Consider the following 16,601-nt stretch of genomic DNA (forward strand, 5'->3'; position numbering starts at 1 on the left):
TATCCCGAAACAGTGCCGAGTGAAGCGTGGCCGGGGTGCCTGCCCCGGACGGGATGTCCTTTTGTGTGTGTAAGGGTCAAGGAGTACGCGTTTTGAAGAGTTTGCGTTCCGCCGTTTTCGGCGTTTCTTCCATCCTCATCGTTGCCGCCGCGCCGGCTCTGGCCGATCAGTCCGACCAGTACGAGGTTCTGTTCCAGCCGCGCACGGACATCACGAAGATCGAGCAGACTGCGTCGGAGCCTTCGCGCGAAGCTGCCCGGAAGACTGTCAAGGCGCGTGCGCGCTCGCACGAGGCCGCGGTCGCCCGGGCCGAAGCTGCGCGGGACAAGGCGCCGGTTGAGGCCGAGCGCGGCAAGGTAGTCAAGAACGGGCGCGCGCTGGGCTATGTCCATGCGAGCCGCGAGCGGTACCGTGACCTCATCGCCAAGCACGCCAAGGCGCATGGTCTGCCTTTCGCTCTCGTCGATGCGGTCGTGCGGGTCGAGAGCCGCTACAATCCGCGTGCCTACAACGGCGGCGCCTACGGCCTGATGCAGATCAAGCACCAGACTGCCCGCGGCCTCGGCTACGGCGGGTCGGCGGCCGGGCTCTATGATCCGGACACCAACCTGCGCTATGCGGTGAAGTATCTCGCCCAGGCCTACCAGATGTCGGGCGGCGACACCTGCGCCACGGTGATGCGTTATCAGAGCGGCCATTACGCCAAGCGCATGAATGGCGCGAACCGCGCCTATTGCTCCAAGGTGCGCACGATCGTCGCGAGCCTCGGCTCGCAGGAATCCTGATCGCTCGCCTGTCCTGCGCTCTCGCGATGTATTCCGCCGGGTGTCTTGCGCGTGACGCTTGACCCCGGCGGGCGCCATCCCATATGCCGGGTGCGCCAGTCGGCCGGACGGCCGCCGCAGGCGGGGTGACCCGTGTGCGGAGGAAAGTCCGGGCTCCGAGGAAACACGGTGCCGGATAACGTCCGGCGGGGGCGACCCCAGGGACAGTGCCACAGAAAGCAAACCGCCCTTCGAAGCCCCGGTGGAGAAGGGCAAGGGTGAAAGGGTGCGGTAAGAGCGCACCGCGTCGGCGGTAACGTCGGCGGCACGGCAAACCCCACCGGGAGCAAAACCGAATAGGGACGACGGGGCGCGCAAGCGTCCGGGCCGGTTTCCAGGCCGGTCGTCCGGGTTGGTTGCTCGAGGCGGTCGGCAACGACCGTCCCAGATGAATGGCCGTCACGTCCGGGGCGACCCGGGCCATACAGAACCCGGCTTACAGGCCGACTGGCACTTCTTTCCTCTCAATCGATCAACGGCATCGGATGGCGCCGGCAGTACATCCCGGCTGTTGCCGCGTGGCTGTCCGACGGCGCGCCGCGCGCATGGGCGCCGGGCAACGGCTGCTGACCCTTTGCCGTATCTGCACTTGTCGCTGGCGTGGCTGCCGGCTTTGCCGTCGCGTGCCTCATCTTGCGGAAGCCGTTGCCCCGTTTGCGAAAATTCGCGGGCTGAGGCGGTGGCATCCGGGCGCCCGAAACCCTTCGTTAACCATGTCGCGCTGTCATCGTGGCTGCTTCGACGCTTACCGTCGAGGCGTCCGATTCCGTTGACGACCATAATTTCCCATGCTATCCCAAATCATCCCGTCGCTGGACGTCTGTTTCGAGCTTCGCGGGGCCGGCGCCAGGGCGGTGCGGGGCTCGCGGCCGATCGGATTCAGCGGTGGCGGCGGGTTGGAGTGCGGCGGGGCGGCTGCAGCTCCGGTGGAAGCGAACGGTGCCGCAAGGGCAGGGGGCCATGGACCGCTTCGTGTCCAATTTCACGAACCGGGTGGACGCGAAGGGGCGTGTGTCGATCCCCGCGTCGTTCCGGGCCGTGCTGGCACGGGACGGTTTCGAGGGTCTCTACGTTCATCCGGCGCTCGATGCGCCGGCGCTCGATGCGGGTGGCAACGCATTGCTGGCGGAGATCGACGGGCTTCTGTCGACGCTTTCGCCCTATTCGGAGGAGCGCGACCATCTCTCGACCGCACTCTTGGGCACCAGCGAGGTGCTCAAGGTCGATCCGGAGGGGCGCGTGATCCTCACCGACACGCTCCGGGAGCATGCGGGTCTGGCCGATATGGTCACCTTCGTGGGCCATGGGCACAAGTTTCAGCTTTGGGAGCCGGAGCGCTTCCGTGCGCATCTCGAAGAGGCGCGCGCCAAGGTCCGGGATCTCAAGAAGTCGCTCGGCGCGGCGAGGGGGTTGGCCACGCCTCTCGCATCGAGGCCGGGCGGCATGCCTCCCGGAGCACGGGAGTGATGACGGGCCGCGGCGACGGCTCGGCCGACGCCGCTGGCGGACCGGCCCGTCATGTTCCCGTGCTCCTGGGGGAGGTGCTGGCGCATCTTTCGCCGCGCGGCGGCGGCGCCTATGTCGACGGCACCTTCGGGGCGGGGGGCTATACACGCGCCCTTCTGGCGGCGGCACCCGACGTTCGCGTTCTCGGCATCGACCGTGATCCCGACGCCATTGCCGGCGGGGCCGATCTCGTGGCGGCCAGCGGCGGGCGGCTCGTGCTCGCCCATGGCCGTTTCGGCGAGCTCGACAAGCTGGCCGAGAACGCCGGCTTTGCGCCGGCCGACGGCGTTGTCCTCGACATCGGCGTCTCCTCCATGCAGCTCGACGAGGCCGGGCGGGGCTTCTCCTTCCGGTTCGACGGCCCTCTCGACATGCGCATGGAGCAGAGCGGGGAGAGCGCGGCGGACATCGTCAACACGGCCGACGAGCAGGTGCTCGCCGACATCATCTATCATTACGGCGAGGAGCGGCGCTCCCGCGCCGTGGCGCGGGCCATCGTCGCGGCGCGCACAGGCGCGCCCATCGAGACAACGCGCCGGCTCGCCGAACTCGTCGCCGGCGTCGTCAGGGCCGATCCCCATGGCCCGCACCCGGCGATGCGGACCTTCCAGGCGCTCAGGATCGCCGTCAACGACGAACTCGGTGAACTTGTGCGCGCGCTCGTCGCGGCCGAGCGCATCCTGAAACCGGGCGGCCGGCTCGTTGTCGTCACCTTTCATTCGCTGGAAGACCGCATCGTCAAGCAGTTCCTGGCGCGGCGCAGCGGCCGCGCCGGCGGCGGCTCGCGGCACGTGCCGGGGCTCGCCAGGCCGGAGCCGTCCTTCACGCTCGTGGCGCGCGGTGCCGTCGTGCCCGGGGCGTCCGAGGTGGCCGCGAACCCGCGCGCCCGCTCGGCCAAGCTGCGCGCGGGGGAACGGACGGGAGCACCGGCGCAGGGCGAGGACGAGGCGCTTGCGCTGCTCGCGCGCCTGCCGGCACCGAAACGGAGGGGCGGGCGATGATTGTCCGGTTTCTGCACATCGCCGCCATCGGTGCGCTCGTCGCCTCGGCGGGCTACGCCTATTCGATCAAGTACGACACCATCTACCTGTCGGAGCAGGTGGCCAAGCTCAAGGCTCAGGTACAGCGCGAAAAGGATGCGATTGCCGTGATGCGCGCGGAATGGCAATTGCTTAGCCGGCCGGACCGCGTGCAGGCGCTTGCCGCCAGTCATCTCGATCTGCAGCCACTCCAGGTGCAGCAAATCGTGCGCCTGCAGGATGTGCCGGAGCGCAAGGCGCAGGTCGATGCCATCGGGCGCAAGCTCGAAGATCTCGGCCTCTCGGCGCCGACCGCGACCCCCGGCGCCGGCGATGCCGACGCGCGCACGCCTTCGACCTCCAGCCGGTGATGGATGCCATGCACGACACGGATCCGACCGCTCCGCATCAGAAGCCCCTCGTGAGCTCCTCCACCGAGACACGGGCGGCGCGCCTGCGCCGCTTTATCGCGGGTGTCTTCAGCCTCAGGGCGGAGAAGTCGCAGGCGAGGGTCGGCGTCGTGACGCTCGCCTTCGCCGGCTTGTTTGCCGTCATCGCCGGCCGGCTCGTCATGCTGGCGGTGGCGCCGGATGCACCGGGCGACCTGCGTCGCGCCTCGGCCGAAATTTCCATCGTTCGGCCTGACATCGTCGACCGCAACGGCATCCTGCTCGCCACCGACGTGAAAACCGTGTCGGTCTATGCCGAGCCGCGCAACATCATTGACAAGGACGAGGCGACAGAGCTGCTGACGGCGGTGCTGCCGGACCTCAACGCCCGGGAACTGCGCGAGAAGCTCGGCACACGGCGCGGCTTCGTCTGGGTCAAGCGCGAGATCACGCCGCGCCAGCAGGCCGAAGTGCACCGCCTCGGCATTCCCGGTGTCGGCTTCCTCACCGAGAACAAGCGCGTCTATCCGAACGGGCCGATCGCCGCGCACGTACTCGGCTTCGCCAATGTCGACAACGAGGGCATCGCCGGCATCGAGAAATACATCGATGGCCTCGGCCTGCGGGCGCTGGCCGGAGCGGGCTTTGCGACCCAGGCGACCGACCTCGAGCCCATCAAGCTCTCGATCGACCTGCGGGCGACGCACGCGCTGCGAGACGAACTCGTCAAGGGCATGGAGAAGTTCAAGGCCAAGGCCACTGCCGGGCTCATCCTCGATGTCAAGACGGGCGAGGTCGTCGCACTCGCCTCCCTGCCGGATTTCGACCCGAACAATCCCGTCGAGGCGCTCGATCCCGACCGGATCAACCGCATCAATGTCGGCGTCTACGAGATGGGCTCGACCTTTAAGGCCATCACCACGGCGATGGCGCTCGATTCCGGCAAGGTCAACATCAACTCCACCTTCGACGCCCGCGGCGTCATGCGCTACGGCCGCTTCACAATCCGCGACTATCACGGCCAGAACCGAATCCTCAGCGTGCCGGAGATCTTCATCCACTCGTCCAACATCGGCACGGCCAAGATGGCTCTGACTGTCGGCGTCGAGGGCCACAAGGCGACGCTCAGGAAGTTCGGCCAACTCGAACGCCTGCGTACGGAACTGCCGGAGAGCGCGGAGCCGATCCTTCCCCCGCGCTGGGGTGAGCTCAACACCATCACCATTTCCTACGGCCACGGCCTTGCTGTGGCGCCGATCCAGGCAGCGGCGGGCACGGCGGCGCTGGTCAACGGCGGCTATTTCATCACGCCGACCTTCCTCAAGCGTAACGAAGAGGAGGCGCTCGCGGGCGCCCGTCAGGTGGTGAGCCCCAAGACCAGCGAGGCCATGCGCTATATCATGCGGCTCAACGCCGAGCGCGGCTCCGCCCGCAAGGCGGCGGTGCGCGGCTACTACGTAGGCGGCAAGACCGGCACCGCCGAAAAGGTCATCAACGGCCGCTACGACCGCAACAAGAACTTCACCACCTTCATGGCCATCGCGCCGGCGGACGACCCGAAGTATCTTTTCGTGGTGCTGTACGACGAGCCGCAGGGCCTGCCGGAGACCTACGGCTATTCCACCGCCGCCTGGAATGCAGGCGTGACGACCGGCAAGGTGATCGAGCGCGTCGCGCCGCTGCTCGGCCTGCCGCCGCGGTTCGAGAAGCCGTACCGGCCATTCCCGGCCATGGCGCAGGCTGGTGCCTGGGGTATCCAATGACGGACGCTGCCCGCACGGACGGCTTTGCACTCGGCGAAATTCTGCCCGATGCCTTCGCCGGCACGCTCCATGCAACCGTGCGCGTGCGAGGCCTTGCCTTCGATTCCCGCAAGGTGCAGCCGGGCGACGTCTTCGTCGCGCTCGCGGGCGCGCGCGAGGACGGCCGGCGCTATATAACGGATGCGCTGGCGCGCGGCGCCGCCGCCGTGGTGGCGGAGGGAGGTCGGCCAGAGGACTTTCCGCGGGAGGTGATTTTCGGCTCGGTCATCGACGCCCGCCGGGCGCTGGCGCTGGCCGCAGCACGGGTCTTTCCCCGCCAACCAGCCACGATCGTCGCCGTCACGGGCACGAGCGGCAAAAGCTCCGTCGCCGAATTCACGCGCCAGCTCTTCGCGGCCTGCGGCCACGAGGCCGCGAGCCTCGGCACCATCGGCGTGGTCGCGCCGTCGGGTGCCCACTACGGCTCCCTGACCACGCCGGATCCGATCGCCCTGCACCGGACGCTCGATCGTCTCGCCGGCGAGGGGGTGACGCACCTTGCCATGGAGGCGTCCTCGCACGGGCTCGACCAGCGGCGGCTCGATGGTGTGCGCCTCGCGGCCGCCGCTTTCACCAATCTCGGCCGTGACCACCTCGACTATCACCCGACCGTCGAGGCCTATCTCACGGCCAAGCTCCGGCTGTTCGAGCGCCTCCTGCCCGAAGGGGCGATCGCCGTGGTCAATGCCGACGCGCCGGAGGCCGCGCGGATCGAGACGATTGCCGAGGCGCGGGGGCTCGACCTCATCAGCGTCGGCCGGGCCGGCCGCGACATCGCTATCGCCGATGTTGCGCGCGAGGGCTTCTCGCAGCGGCTCAAGCTGGCGCATGAAGGCCATTTCCACGAGGTGCTGCTGCCGCTCGCGGGCGACTTCCAGGCGGCAAATGCCGTCGTCGCGGCCGGGCTCGCCCTCGCGGCCGGCTGCGCGATGGAGGACATCATCCACGGGCTTGCCGGCATTGCCGGCGTCAAGGGGCGCCTTGAGCGGGTGGCAGAGGTCAACGGCGCGCTCGTCGTCGTCGACTATGCGCACAAGCCCGATGCGCTCGCCCATGTGCTCGATGCGCTGCGGCCCTATGCCACCGGGCGGCTCTTCGTCGTCGTCGGTGCGGGCGGCGACCGCGACCCGGGCAAGCGGCCGATGATGGGTGCCATCGCCAGCGAGAAGGCGGACGTCGTCATCGTCACCGACGACAATCCACGCTCCGAGAACCCCGCGGCGATCCGTGCCGCCATCCTCGCTGCGGCCCCCAATGCGCGCGAGATCGGCGACCGCGCCGAGGCGATCCGCACGGCGGTTGCCGAGCTCGGACCTGGGGATGTTCTCGTCGTCGCCGGAAAAGGCCATGAAACGGGCCAGATCGTCGGGTCAACGACCATACCGTTTTCCGATCACGAGGCCGTGCTCGCGGCCGTTGCGGACCTTGAACGATGAACAACGCCCTCTGGACAGGCCTCGAAATCCTCGGCGCGCTCGGAGCCCGGGCGCACGGCGGCCTGGCCGATACCATCTCCGGCGTGTCGATCGACACGCGCACGCTCGCGCCGGGCGATCTTTTCTGCGCGCTCGCCGGCAGCCGCGACGGGCACGAATTTGTCGCCGATGCGCTCGCCAAGGGCGCGGCAGCGGCGCTCGTCGACGAGGCGCATTTCGATGCCCTGTCGCATCTCGGGCCGCTGCTGGTGGTGCCCGACGTGCTTGCCGCCATGGGCGCGGCTGCGCGAGCGGCGCGCGCGCGCACGAAGGCGCAGGTCGTCGCTGTCACGGGATCCGTCGGCAAGACCGGCACCAAGGAGGCGTTGCGCCTCGCCCTCGGCAAGCAGGGCAGGACGCATGCGGCCGTCGCCTCCTACAACAACCACTGGGGCGTGCCGCTGACGCTGATGCGGATGCCGCGCGACAGCGCCTACGGCATCTTCGAGATCGGCATGAACGCGCCCGGCGAGATCGCCGCGCTCGTGGCGCTGGTGCGCCCGCACGTCGCCATCATCACCACCGTCGGGCCCGTGCATCTCGAATTCTTTCCCTCAGTCGAAGCCATCGCCGATGCCAAGGGCGAGATCTTCTCCGGCATCGAGCCCGGCGGCACGGCTATCATCAACCGCGACAATCCCCATTTCGAGCGGCTGAAGCTGCATGCGGCGGCGTCTCCCGCCGGCCGCATCGTCTCCTTCGGCGAGCACGAGGGGGCGGATGTCCGGGCCGAGCGCATCCTTCTCAAGTCCGACATGACGATCGTCGAGGCCCGGGTCTTCGGCGAGGCCATCACCTACCGGCTCGGCAGCCCGGGCCGGCACGTCGCGCTCAACAGCCTTGCCGTCATGGCGGCTGTCAAGGCGCTTGGGGCCGACATCGCCCTCGCCGGACTCGGCCTCGGCGAGCTTCAGCCGATCGCTGGCCGCGGCGAGCGTACGTTGATGAAGGGACCGGGCGGCACCATCACGCTCGTCGACGAGAGTTTCAATGCCAACCCCGCCTCCATGCGGGCGGCCGTCGAGACACTCGCCGAGGCGGACGCGGGGCTGCGCGGCCGGCGCATCGCGGTTCTCGCCGACATGCTGGAGCTCGGGCCGGACGGCCCGGCGCTGCACCGCGCTCTCGGCGAGTTCGTGGCGCAAAGCGGCGTCAGTCTCGTCTTCGCGTGCGGTCCGCTGATGAAAAACCTGTGGCAGGCCCTTCCGCAGGAGATGCGCGGGCGCTATGCGCAGACACCCGCGGAGCTTGAGCCGGAACTCGTCGGCGCGCTGCGCGGCGGCGACGTCGTCATGGTCAAGGGCTCCAAGAGCACCTACGTCTCGCGCATCGTCGCCACCCTCAAGGATCGCTACCCCCGTGAAGCGGCGCGAGCCGAAGCGGACATGTAAGCGGAGAAGACAAGAGCATGTTCGTCTGGCTCGCCGAATTCAGCGACATCATCCCCGGGCTCAACGTCTTCCGGTACATCACCTTCCGTACGGGCGCCGCGACGGCGACGGCGCTGTTCTTCGTATTCATGTTTGGCCCGGCCATCATCGCGGCCCTGCGCATCAAGCAGGGCAAGGGCCAGCCGATCCGCGAGGACGGGCCGCAGTCGCACCTCCTGACGAAGAAGGGCACGCCCACCATGGGCGGCCTGATGATCCTGTCCGGGCTCGTCGTCTCCACCCTGCTGTGGGCCAATCTCGCCAATCCCTACGTCTGGATCGTGCTGCTGGTGACGCTCGGCTTCGGCGCCATCGGCTTCTACGACGACTATCTCAAGGTCACGAAGCAGTCCCACAAGGGGTTTTCCGGCCGCTCGCGTCTCGCCATCGAGGCGCTGATCGCCGGCATCGCCTGCATCGCCATCGTCCTCGTGGCGCGGGGGGATCTGCCGCCGACGCGGGACGCTCTCGCCACCTCCGTCGCCATCCCCTTCTTCAAGGACCTGCTCCTCGACCTCGGCTGGTTCTTCATCGCCTTCGGTGTCTTCGTCATCGTTGCCGCCGGCAACGCGGTGAATCTCACCGACGGGCTCGATGGCCTCGCCATCGTGCCGGTCATGATCGCGGCCGCGACCTTCGGCTTCATCGCCTATCTCGTCGGCAACGCCATCTTCTCGAACTACCTGCAGATCAATTTCGTGCCGGGCACGGGCGAACTCGCCGTCATCTGCGGTGCGGTAATGGGGGCGGGCATCGGCTTTCTGTGGTTCAACGCCCCGCCGGCGCAGATCTTCATGGGCGACACGGGCTCGCTTGCCCTCGGCGGCCTTCTCGGCACAATCGCGGTCGCGACCAAGCACGAGATCGTGCTTGCCATCGTCGGCGGCCTCTTCGTCGTGGAGGCGTTGTCGGTGATCATCCAGGTCGCGTCCTTCAAGCTCACGGGCAAGCGCGTCTTCAAGATGGCGCCGATCCACCATCACTTCGAGCAGCTCGGCTGGACGGAGCCGCAAGTTGTGATCCGCTTCTGGATCATCTCGGTGGTGCTCGCGCTCGTCGGCCTCTCGACCTTGAAGCTGAGGTGAGGCGATGATCCCCGTCACCTCCTTCGCCGGCAGGCGGGTCGCGCTCTTCGGGCTCGGCGGCTCGGGGCTCGCCACGGCCGAGGCGCTGGTGGCGGGCGGCGCCGACGTCGTCGCCTACGACGACGGGGAGATGGCGCGCGTCACCGCGGCCGCGAGGGGCATCGCCGTCGAGAACCTGCACGACATCGCCTGGGACGGCGTCGCCGCGCTCGTGCTCTCGCCGGGCGTACCCTTGACCCATCCCGAGCCGCACTGGACGGTGCCGCTCGCGCGTGCGGCCGGCATTGAGATCATCGGCGACGTCGAGCTCTTCTGCCGCGAACGGGCGAGGCACATGCCGGAGGCGCCGTTCATCGCCGTCACCGGCACCAACGGCAAGTCGACGACGACGGCGCTCGTCGCCCACCTCCTCAAGGTCGGCGGGCTCGACGTGCAAATGGGCGGAAACATCGGCACGCCGGTGCTGGCGCTGAAGCCTTTCGAGGCCGGCCGCGCCTATGTCGTCGAGTGCTCGTCCTTCCAGATCGACCTTGCGCCCTCGCTCGCACCGAGCGTCGGCATCCTTCTCAACATCACGCCCGATCATCTCGACCGTCACGGCACGATGGCGAACTACGCCGCCATCAAGGAGCGGCTCGTCGCCGGCTCCGGGCTTGCCGTGATCGGCGTGGACGACGACTTTTGTCGCGCCATTGCGGGCCGGCGCGTCGCGCTCGGCCGGCCGCTCGAGACCATCTCGGTTGAGCGCAGGCTAGAGGAGGGCTGGTCCTGGGAGCCGCATGGCCTGACGCTGCGGGTGGCAGGCCCCGATGATGCCATTGCGGTGGCTGCGCATATCGACCTTACCGGCATCGGCTCCCTGCGCGGGGCACACAATGCCCAGAATGCCGCGGCGGCCGTAGCCGCTGCGATGGCGACGGGGATCGATCTCGGCGTCATCCGCGCGGGACTCGCGCGCTTTCCCGGCCTCGCCCACCGCATGGAGCAAGTGGGACGGGCCGGCAAGGTCTTGTTCGTCAACGATTCCAAGGCGACCAATGCCGATGCTGCGGAAAAGGCGCTCTGCGCCTTCGACGGCGGCATCCACTGGATCGCGGGAGGCAAGGCCAAAGAGGGCGGCATCACGCCGCTCGCCCCGCTCTTCCCGCGCATCGCCAGGGCCTACCTGATCGGCGCGGCAAGCGATGATTTTGCGGCGACGCTCGATGGCCGAGTGCCCTATGAGCGCTGCGGCACGCTCGAAGTCGCCGTGGCACGGGCGGCGGAGGATGCGGCCATTTCCAAACATGCCGAGCCGGTGGTGCTCTTGTCACCGGCCTGTGCCTCCTATGACCAGTTCCGCAATTTCGAGGTTCGCGGCGACAGGTTCCGCGATCTCGTCCTGGCCCTGCCCGGCCTCGAGCCTTTCGCGAAGGAGTGAGCCATGGTGTCGCGCGCAGAACGGACAGTGCTCGCCGACTGGTGGTGGACGGTCGATCGCTTCACTCTCGGCGCGCTCGGCGTGCTCATGGTGGCGGGCATCGTCTTCCTCATGGGCGGCGCGCCGCCGGTGGCCGAGCGGCTCGGGCTGCCGACCTTCCACTTCGTCAACCGGCAGGTCTTCTATCTGGTGCCGGCCATCCTCATGCTCATCGCGACGTCGCTGCTGACGCCACGCCAGGTGAGGCGCGTCGCGCTCCTCGTCTTCATCGTCGGCATGGCGCTCATCGTCGCGGCGCTCTACGTCGGCCCAGAGGTCAAGGGCTCTCGCCGCTGGATTTCGCTTGCCGGCATCACCGTACAGCCGTCGGAATTCGTGAAGCCGGCCTTCGTCGTGCTCATCGCGTGGCTCTTTGCGGAAGGCGGGCGCCGCAGGGACATGCCGGGGACGATCTTCGCCATCCTCATCCTGCCCGCGACCATCGTGCCGCTCATCCTGCAGCCGGACATCGGCCAGACCATGCTCGTGACGCTGGTATGGGCGGCGGTGTTCTTCGCGGCGGGGCTGCACATCTTCTGGGTGGCGGGCATCGGCGGCATGGGCCTTGCCGGGCTCGTCGCCGCCTATGAGTTCATCCCGCACGTGCGCGGCCGCATCGAGCGCTTCCTCAACGATGACGTCGGCGACACCTTCCAGGTCGACATGGCGATGGAATCCTTCGCCCAGGGCGGCTGGCTGGGCAAGGGACCGGGCGAGGGCACGGTCAAGCGCATCCTGCCCGATGCGCACACCGACTTCATCTTCGCTGCCACGGCGGAGGAATTCGGCATCGTCGTGTGCATCGCCATCGTGCTGCTGTTCGCTTTCATCGTCATCCGCAGCCTCGTTCTCGCCCAGCGCGACGACGATCCCTTCTGCCGCCTCGCGGTGACGGGGCTTGCGACGCTCTTCGGCATCCAGGCTTCCATCAACATGATGGTGAACGTGCATCTTCTGCCGGCCAAGGGCATGACGTTGCCCTTCATCTCCTACGGCGGCTCCTCGCTGTTCTCCCTGGCGATTGGCATGGGCTTCCTCATCGCCCTGACGCGCCGCAGGCCGCGGGCCGAAATCTACGATGCCGGGCCGCGCCGGTGGGGCGAGACGCGATGAGCAGGGAAGGCTTCGTCCTCCTCGCCGCCGGCGGCACCGGCGGCCATCTCTTCCCGGCCGAGGCGCTGGCGGCGGCGCTCGGCCGGCGCGGCGTGGCGGTGGCGCTCGCGACCGACGAGCGCGCGGCCGCCTATGCCCATCATTTCCCGGCCAGCGAGCGTTTCGTCATCCCTTCGGCAACGCCGTCGCGGCGCTCGCCCTTCGCCGCCGTGCAGTCCTTCGTCACGCTGGCGCGGGGCGTCTGGCGGGCGCGCCGCCTGATGCGCGAGCGCCGGCCGGCCGTCGTCGTCGGCTTCGGCGGCTATCCGACGGTGCCGCCGGTGCTCGCCGCCACCATGGCGATGGTGCCGAGCGTCATCCACGAGCAGAACGCCGTCGTCGGCCGCGCCAACCGCTTCCTCATGGGCCGCGTCACGGCCATCGCCACCGGCTTCGCCGCGGTGAAGGGCCTGAGCGAGGCGGCGCGCGCCAAGACGACGCATACCGGCAACCCGGTGCGCCCCAGCGTCATCGAGGCGGCGACCGCGCCCTTCCGGCCGCTTGCGGCCGGCGAGCGCCTGTCGCTCCTCGTCTTCGGCGGCAGCCAGGGCGCGCGGGTGATGAGCGACGTGGTGCCAGTTGCGGTCGAGCAGCTCGGCGAAGCGGCGCGCGCGCGCCTCCACATCGTGCAGCAGGCCCGGCCGGAGGATCTCGAGCGGGTGCGCGGCATCTATGCGCGCCTCGGCGTCTCCTGCGAGATCGAGCCCTTCTTCAACGACCTGCCGCGCCGCATGGCCGCGGCGCATCTTGTGGTCTCGCGCGCTGGCGCCTCCACGGTCGCCGAGCTTTCCGTCATCGGCCGCCCGTCCATCCTCGTGCCGCTGCCCGGCGCGCTCGACCAGGACCAGGCGGCCAATGCCGCGAGCCTCGGGGCAATCGGCGCGGCCAGCGTCATTGCGCAGGGCGAATTCACGCCCGCCCGCCTCGCGGCGGAGATCGAGGCGCGCCTCGATGCGCCCGAGACATTGACGCGGGCGGCCGAAGCAGCCAAGAGCGCGGGCATCGTCGACGCGGCGGAGCGTCTCGCCGCGCTCGTCATACGCATCGGCAAACTCGCCCAAGAACAAGCCTCGCAAACGGAGACGACACCATGAAGCTGCCGCGCGAGCTCGGTCCCATCCACTTCATCGGCATCGGCGGCATCGGCATGTCGGGCATCGCCGAGGTGCTCCTCAACCTCGGCTACACGGTGCAGGGCTCGGATGCGAGCGACAACGCCAATGTGAAGCGCCTGCGCGAGAAGGGGGCATCCATTTCCATCGGGCATGCGACCGAGAACCTCGGCGATGCCGAAGTCGTCGTCGTGTCCACCGCCATCAAGCGCGATAATCCCGAGCTCGCTGCCGCGCGCGAAAAGCGCCTGCCGGTGGTGCGCAGGGCCGAGATGCTGGCCGAACTGATGCGGCTCAAGACCTGCGTCGCGATCGCCGGCACGCACGGCAAGACGACGACGACCTCGATCGTTGCGACGCTGCTCGATGCCGGCGGTTTCGACCCGACCGTCATCAACGGCGGCATCATCAACGCCTATGGCACCAACGCCCGCCTCGGGGCCGGTGACTGGATGGTGGTGGAGGCGGACGAGTCCGACGGTACCTTCCTCAAGCTGCCGGCTGATGTCGCCATCGTCACCAACATCGACCCCGAGCACCTCGACCATTTCAAGACCTTCGACGCCATCAAGGCGGCCTTCCGCTCCTTCGTCGAGAACCTGCCGTTCTACGGCTTCGCGGTGATGTGCATCGACCACCCAACGGTGCAGGACCTCGTCGGCCAGATCGAGGACCGGCGCGTGATCACCTATGGCGAGAACCCGCAGGCGGACGTGCGCCTCATCGACATCGACCTCAACGGCGGCAAGAGCCGCTTCAAGGTGCTGATCCGCGACCGCAAGACGGGCGCGGAGACGGTGATCCCCGATCTCGTCATGCCCATGCCCGGCCACCACAATGCGCTCAATGCCACGGCGGCGATCGCCGTCGCGCACGAGCTGGGCATGAGTCCGGAGGCGATCCGCCAAGCGCTCGCCGGTTTCGGCGGCGTCAAGCGGCGCTTCACCCGCACGGGCGAGTGGAACGGCGTCAACATCTTCGACGACTACGGCCACCACCCGGTGGAGATCGCCGCCGTCCTGCGCGCCGCCCGCGCGTCGACGAAGGGGCAGGTGATCGCGGTCATGCAGCCGCATCGCTACACGCGGCTCAAGGCCCTGTTCAACGACTTCTGCACCTGCTTCAACGATGCCGACGCGGTCATCGTCGCCCCTGTCTATGCCGCCGGCGAGCAGCCGATCGCGGGGGCCGAGCGTGACGATCTCGTGGCCGGCCTCAAGGCCCGCGGCCACCGCCAGGCGATCGCTCTTGAGGGGCCGCAGGCGCTCGCCGCTATCGTGCGCCGCCTCGTCAAACCGGGCGACTATGTCGTGTGTCTCGGCGCCGGCACGATCACCAACTGGGCCTATGCCCTGCCCGGCGAACTCGAAGCAGGGGAGGGCGCGTGACAGGGAAGCGCCTTGTCCACGACCTGCACGAGGCGACGCCATGAGCTTTCCCGACATCACTGCCGAGCTTGCCGCCGCTATGCCGGGCTTGCGTGGCGCGCTGCTGGCCAATGCGCCGCTTGCACCGCTCAGCTGGTTCCGCACGGGCGGGCCGGCCCAAGTGCTGTTCACGCCGGCGGACGAGGACGATCTGGCGCTCTTTCTGGCCAATCTCCCTGAGGGAGTGCCGCTCACCGTCATCGGCCTCGGCTCGAACCTCCTCGTGCGTGACGGCGGGGTGCCCGGTGTCGTCCTGCGCCTCGGCAAGGCCTTCGCCGAGGTGAGCGTGGAGGGAGGCAACCGGGTGCGGGCCGGAGCGGGAGCGCCAGATGTCAAGGTGGCGCGGGCCGCCGCCGAGGCCGGCATCGACGGGCTCGCCTTCCTGCGCGGCATTCCCGGTGCCGTCGGCGGGGCCTTGCGCATGAACGGCGGCGCCTATGGCGGGGAGGTCAAGGACGTGCTCGTCGAGGCGCGGGCGCTCGACCGGAAGGGCCGGCGACACGTGCTCTCCTGTGCGGACATGCAGTTCTCCTATCGCCATGCCGGCGTGCCGGAGGAGTTCGTCTTCGTCGAGGCGCTGTTCGAGGGCCGGCCCGGCGATCCGGCGGAAATCCTCGCCCGCATGAACGAGATCACCGAAGCCCGGGCCGCCACTCAGCCGGTCAACACGCGCACCGGCGGTTCCACCTTCAAGAACCCCGACGGGGCGAAGGCGTGGCAGCTGGTCGACGCCGCCGGCTGCCGCGGGCTCAGGATCGGCCAGGCGCAGGTGTCGGAGATGCATTGCAACTTCCTCGTCAATCTCGGTGGCGCCACGGCGACGGAGATCGAGAATCTCGGTGAGGAAGTTCGTCGGCGTGTGCAGGCACACTCCGGCGTGATGCTCGCGTGGGAGATCAAGCGGGTGGGCGTGGCCTGACGCCGCGCCGGCCCGCGGCCCGGCGCTCCTTTGGCGAGCCGGTGCCGCACCTCGTTGGATAAGGATGCGGGAACATGACCAAACACGTTGCGGTGCTGATGGGCGGCCTGTCCGCCGAGCGCGAAGTGTCCCTCAACTCGGGCAAGGCCTGCGCCGACGCCCTCGAGGCGGAGGGCTACCGCGTGACGCGCATCGACGTGGGCCGCGACATCGCGGCCGTGCTCGACCGCTTGAGGCCCGACGTGGTCTTCAACGCACTGCACGGCAGCCCGGGAGAGGACGGCACCATCCAGGGCATCCTCGAGATCATGCGCCTGCCCTATACCCATTCCGGCGTGCTCGCGTCGGCGCTTGCCATGGACAAGGCCAGGGCCAAGCTCGTGATGGCAGCGGCCGGCGTGCCGGTGGCGCATGGCATCGTGGTGCACCGGCGCGAGGCAGCCGAGCGCCACGTGCTGCCGCCGCCCTACGTGTTGAAGCCGGTCAACGAGGGCTCGTCGGTCGGCGTCATCATCGTGCGCGAGGAGCGCTCGCACCCGCCGCAAGAGTTAACGCGGCCCGACTGGCCGCACACCGACTGGCTGCTCGCCGAGGAGTACATTGCCGGGCGCGAGCTCACCTGTGCCGTGATGGGCGGCAAAGCCTTGGGTGTCATAGACATCCGGCCCGCGGCGGGCGCCTTTTACGACTATGATGCGAAATATGCGAAAGGTGGCTCGATCCACATCCTCCCGGCAAAAATTAAACCAAAAATTTACCAACAGATCGAAGAGTTGGCGTTAACGGCGCATCAAGCACTCGGCTGTCGTGGCGTCTCCCGCGCCGACTTCCGGTACGACGACCGGCCAGAGGGATCTGGCAAGCTCGTCTGTCTCGAGGTCAACACGCAGCCCGGCATGACCGAGACCAGCCTGGTGCCCGAACTGGCCGCGCATGCGGGGTATTCATTCGGCGAGCTCATGCGATGGATGGTGGAGGACGCCTCCTGCGACCGGTAGGAAC

At 68.5% G+C, this 16,601-nt stretch carries 14 protein-coding genes and 1 other RNA gene; all 15 read left to right on the forward strand.

The window, feature by feature from the left end; all coding sequences use genetic code 11:
- Window positions 1–92: 92 nt before the first annotated feature.
- The 15 genes from P2T65_RS02145 to P2T65_RS02215 all read left to right on the forward strand — a co-directional run bounded on the left by P2T65_RS02145 (window position 93) and on the right by P2T65_RS02215 (window position 16,597).
- The gene (locus P2T65_RS02145; protein WP_071924026.1) at window positions 93–785 is read left to right on the forward strand and encodes a transglycosylase SLT domain-containing protein; all 693 of its coding nucleotides are present in this window, start codon (window positions 93–95) and stop codon (window positions 783–785) included.
- Between the two features lie 95 nt (window positions 786–880).
- Window positions 881–1,279, forward strand: an RNA gene (gene rnpB, locus P2T65_RS02150) — RNase P RNA component class A.
- A gap of 505 nt (window positions 1,280–1,784) precedes the next feature.
- On the forward strand, window positions 1,785–2,291 hold the full coding sequence (gene mraZ, locus P2T65_RS02155) for a division/cell wall cluster transcriptional repressor MraZ (RefSeq protein ID WP_055457471.1): 507 nt from the start codon (window positions 1,785–1,787) through the stop codon (window positions 2,289–2,291).
- Entirely contained in the window at window positions 2,291–3,331 is a 1,041-nt protein-coding gene (gene rsmH / locus P2T65_RS02160; protein ID WP_276199109.1) for a 16S rRNA (cytosine(1402)-N(4))-methyltransferase RsmH, read from the forward strand. Before mraZ ends, rsmH begins: the two co-directional genes overlap by 1 nt.
- Window positions 3,328–3,720 carry a hypothetical protein gene (locus P2T65_RS02165; protein WP_019403413.1) on the forward strand — a complete coding sequence of 131 codons (393 nt, stop codon included), beginning with the start codon at window positions 3,328–3,330 and terminating at the stop codon, window positions 3,718–3,720. Before rsmH ends, P2T65_RS02165 begins: the two co-directional genes overlap by 4 nt.
- Window positions 3,720–5,501: a penicillin-binding protein 2 gene (locus P2T65_RS02170; RefSeq protein WP_055457469.1), complete on the forward strand. Its 1,782-nt coding sequence runs from the start codon at window positions 3,720–3,722 to the stop codon at window positions 5,499–5,501. The genes P2T65_RS02165 and P2T65_RS02170 overlap by 1 nt, the downstream gene beginning before the upstream one ends.
- Entirely contained in the window at window positions 5,498–6,976 is a 1,479-nt protein-coding gene (locus P2T65_RS02175; RefSeq protein ID WP_055457468.1) for a UDP-N-acetylmuramoyl-L-alanyl-D-glutamate--2,6-diaminopimelate ligase, read from the forward strand. Before P2T65_RS02170 ends, P2T65_RS02175 begins: the two co-directional genes overlap by 4 nt.
- On the forward strand, window positions 6,973–8,406 hold the full coding sequence (locus P2T65_RS02180) for a UDP-N-acetylmuramoylalanyl-D-glutamyl-2,6-diaminopimelate--D-alanyl-D-alanine ligase (protein WP_055457467.1): 1,434 nt from the start codon (window positions 6,973–6,975) through the stop codon (window positions 8,404–8,406). Before P2T65_RS02175 ends, P2T65_RS02180 begins: the two co-directional genes overlap by 4 nt.
- A 17-nt stretch (window positions 8,407–8,423) precedes the next feature.
- Entirely contained in the window at window positions 8,424–9,530 is a 1,107-nt protein-coding gene (gene mraY / locus P2T65_RS02185) for a phospho-N-acetylmuramoyl-pentapeptide-transferase (protein WP_055457466.1), read from the forward strand.
- Between the two features lie 4 nt (window positions 9,531–9,534).
- Window positions 9,535–10,950: a UDP-N-acetylmuramoyl-L-alanine--D-glutamate ligase gene (gene murD, locus P2T65_RS02190; protein ID WP_276199110.1), complete on the forward strand. Its 1,416-nt coding sequence runs from the start codon at window positions 9,535–9,537 to the stop codon at window positions 10,948–10,950.
- Between the two features lie 3 nt (window positions 10,951–10,953).
- Window positions 10,954–12,102 carry a putative peptidoglycan glycosyltransferase FtsW gene (locus tag P2T65_RS02195; protein WP_055457464.1) on the forward strand — a complete coding sequence of 383 codons (1,149 nt, stop codon included), beginning with the start codon at window positions 10,954–10,956 and terminating at the stop codon, window positions 12,100–12,102.
- Window positions 12,099–13,235 (forward strand): undecaprenyldiphospho-muramoylpentapeptide beta-N-acetylglucosaminyltransferase, encoded by a 1,137-nt coding sequence (gene murG / locus P2T65_RS02200; protein ID WP_276199111.1) that lies wholly within the window; start codon window positions 12,099–12,101, stop codon window positions 13,233–13,235. Before P2T65_RS02195 ends, murG begins: the two co-directional genes overlap by 4 nt.
- Window positions 13,232–14,641, forward strand: coding sequence for a UDP-N-acetylmuramate--L-alanine ligase (gene murC / locus P2T65_RS02205; protein ID WP_276199112.1), 1,410 nt, complete (start codon window positions 13,232–13,234; stop codon window positions 14,639–14,641). The genes murG and murC overlap by 4 nt, the downstream gene beginning before the upstream one ends.
- Before the next feature lie 40 nt (window positions 14,642–14,681).
- The gene (gene murB, locus P2T65_RS02210; protein WP_055457461.1) at window positions 14,682–15,599 is read left to right on the forward strand and encodes a UDP-N-acetylmuramate dehydrogenase; all 918 of its coding nucleotides are present in this window, start codon (window positions 14,682–14,684) and stop codon (window positions 15,597–15,599) included.
- A 74-nt stretch (window positions 15,600–15,673) separates the two neighbouring features.
- Entirely contained in the window at window positions 15,674–16,597 is a 924-nt protein-coding gene (locus P2T65_RS02215) for a D-alanine--D-alanine ligase (protein ID WP_055457460.1), read from the forward strand.
- The last annotated feature ends 4 nt before the right edge of the window (window positions 16,598–16,601 follow it).

Origin of the sequence: Chelatococcus sp. XZ-Ab1 (assembly GCF_029309855.1) — a bacterium.
Taxonomy (GTDB): Bacteria; Pseudomonadota; Alphaproteobacteria; order Rhizobiales; family Beijerinckiaceae; genus Chelatococcus_A; species Chelatococcus_A sambhunathii.

Excerpts from the sequence above, each read along its gene's own strand:
- P2T65_RS02175 (WP_055457468.1), top strand. The coding sequence starts at position 5,498 with ATGACGGACGCTGCCCGCACGGACGGCTTTGCACTCGGCGAAATTCTG.
- P2T65_RS02170 (WP_055457469.1), top strand. The coding sequence starts at position 3,720 with ATGGATGCCATGCACGACACGGATCCGACCGCTCCGCATCAGAAGCCC.
- murD (WP_276199110.1), top strand. The coding sequence starts at position 9,535 with ATGATCCCCGTCACCTCCTTCGCCGGCAGGCGGGTCGCGCTCTTCGGG.
- P2T65_RS02215 (WP_055457460.1), top strand. The coding sequence starts at position 15,674 with ATGACCAAACACGTTGCGGTGCTGATGGGCGGCCTGTCCGCCGAGCGC.
- P2T65_RS02180 (WP_055457467.1), top strand. The coding sequence starts at position 6,973 with ATGAACAACGCCCTCTGGACAGGCCTCGAAATCCTCGGCGCGCTCGGA.
- rsmH (WP_276199109.1), top strand. The coding sequence starts at position 2,291 with ATGACGGGCCGCGGCGACGGCTCGGCCGACGCCGCTGGCGGACCGGCC.
- mraZ (WP_055457471.1), top strand. The coding sequence starts at position 1,785 with ATGGACCGCTTCGTGTCCAATTTCACGAACCGGGTGGACGCGAAGGGG.
- murC (WP_276199112.1), top strand. The coding sequence starts at position 13,232 with ATGAAGCTGCCGCGCGAGCTCGGTCCCATCCACTTCATCGGCATCGGC.
- murB (WP_055457461.1), top strand. The coding sequence starts at position 14,682 with ATGAGCTTTCCCGACATCACTGCCGAGCTTGCCGCCGCTATGCCGGGC.
- mraY (WP_055457466.1), top strand. The coding sequence starts at position 8,424 with ATGTTCGTCTGGCTCGCCGAATTCAGCGACATCATCCCCGGGCTCAAC.
- P2T65_RS02165 (WP_019403413.1), top strand. The coding sequence starts at position 3,328 with ATGATTGTCCGGTTTCTGCACATCGCCGCCATCGGTGCGCTCGTCGCC.
- P2T65_RS02195 (WP_055457464.1), top strand. The coding sequence starts at position 10,954 with ATGGTGTCGCGCGCAGAACGGACAGTGCTCGCCGACTGGTGGTGGACG.
- murG (WP_276199111.1), top strand. The coding sequence starts at position 12,099 with ATGAGCAGGGAAGGCTTCGTCCTCCTCGCCGCCGGCGGCACCGGCGGC.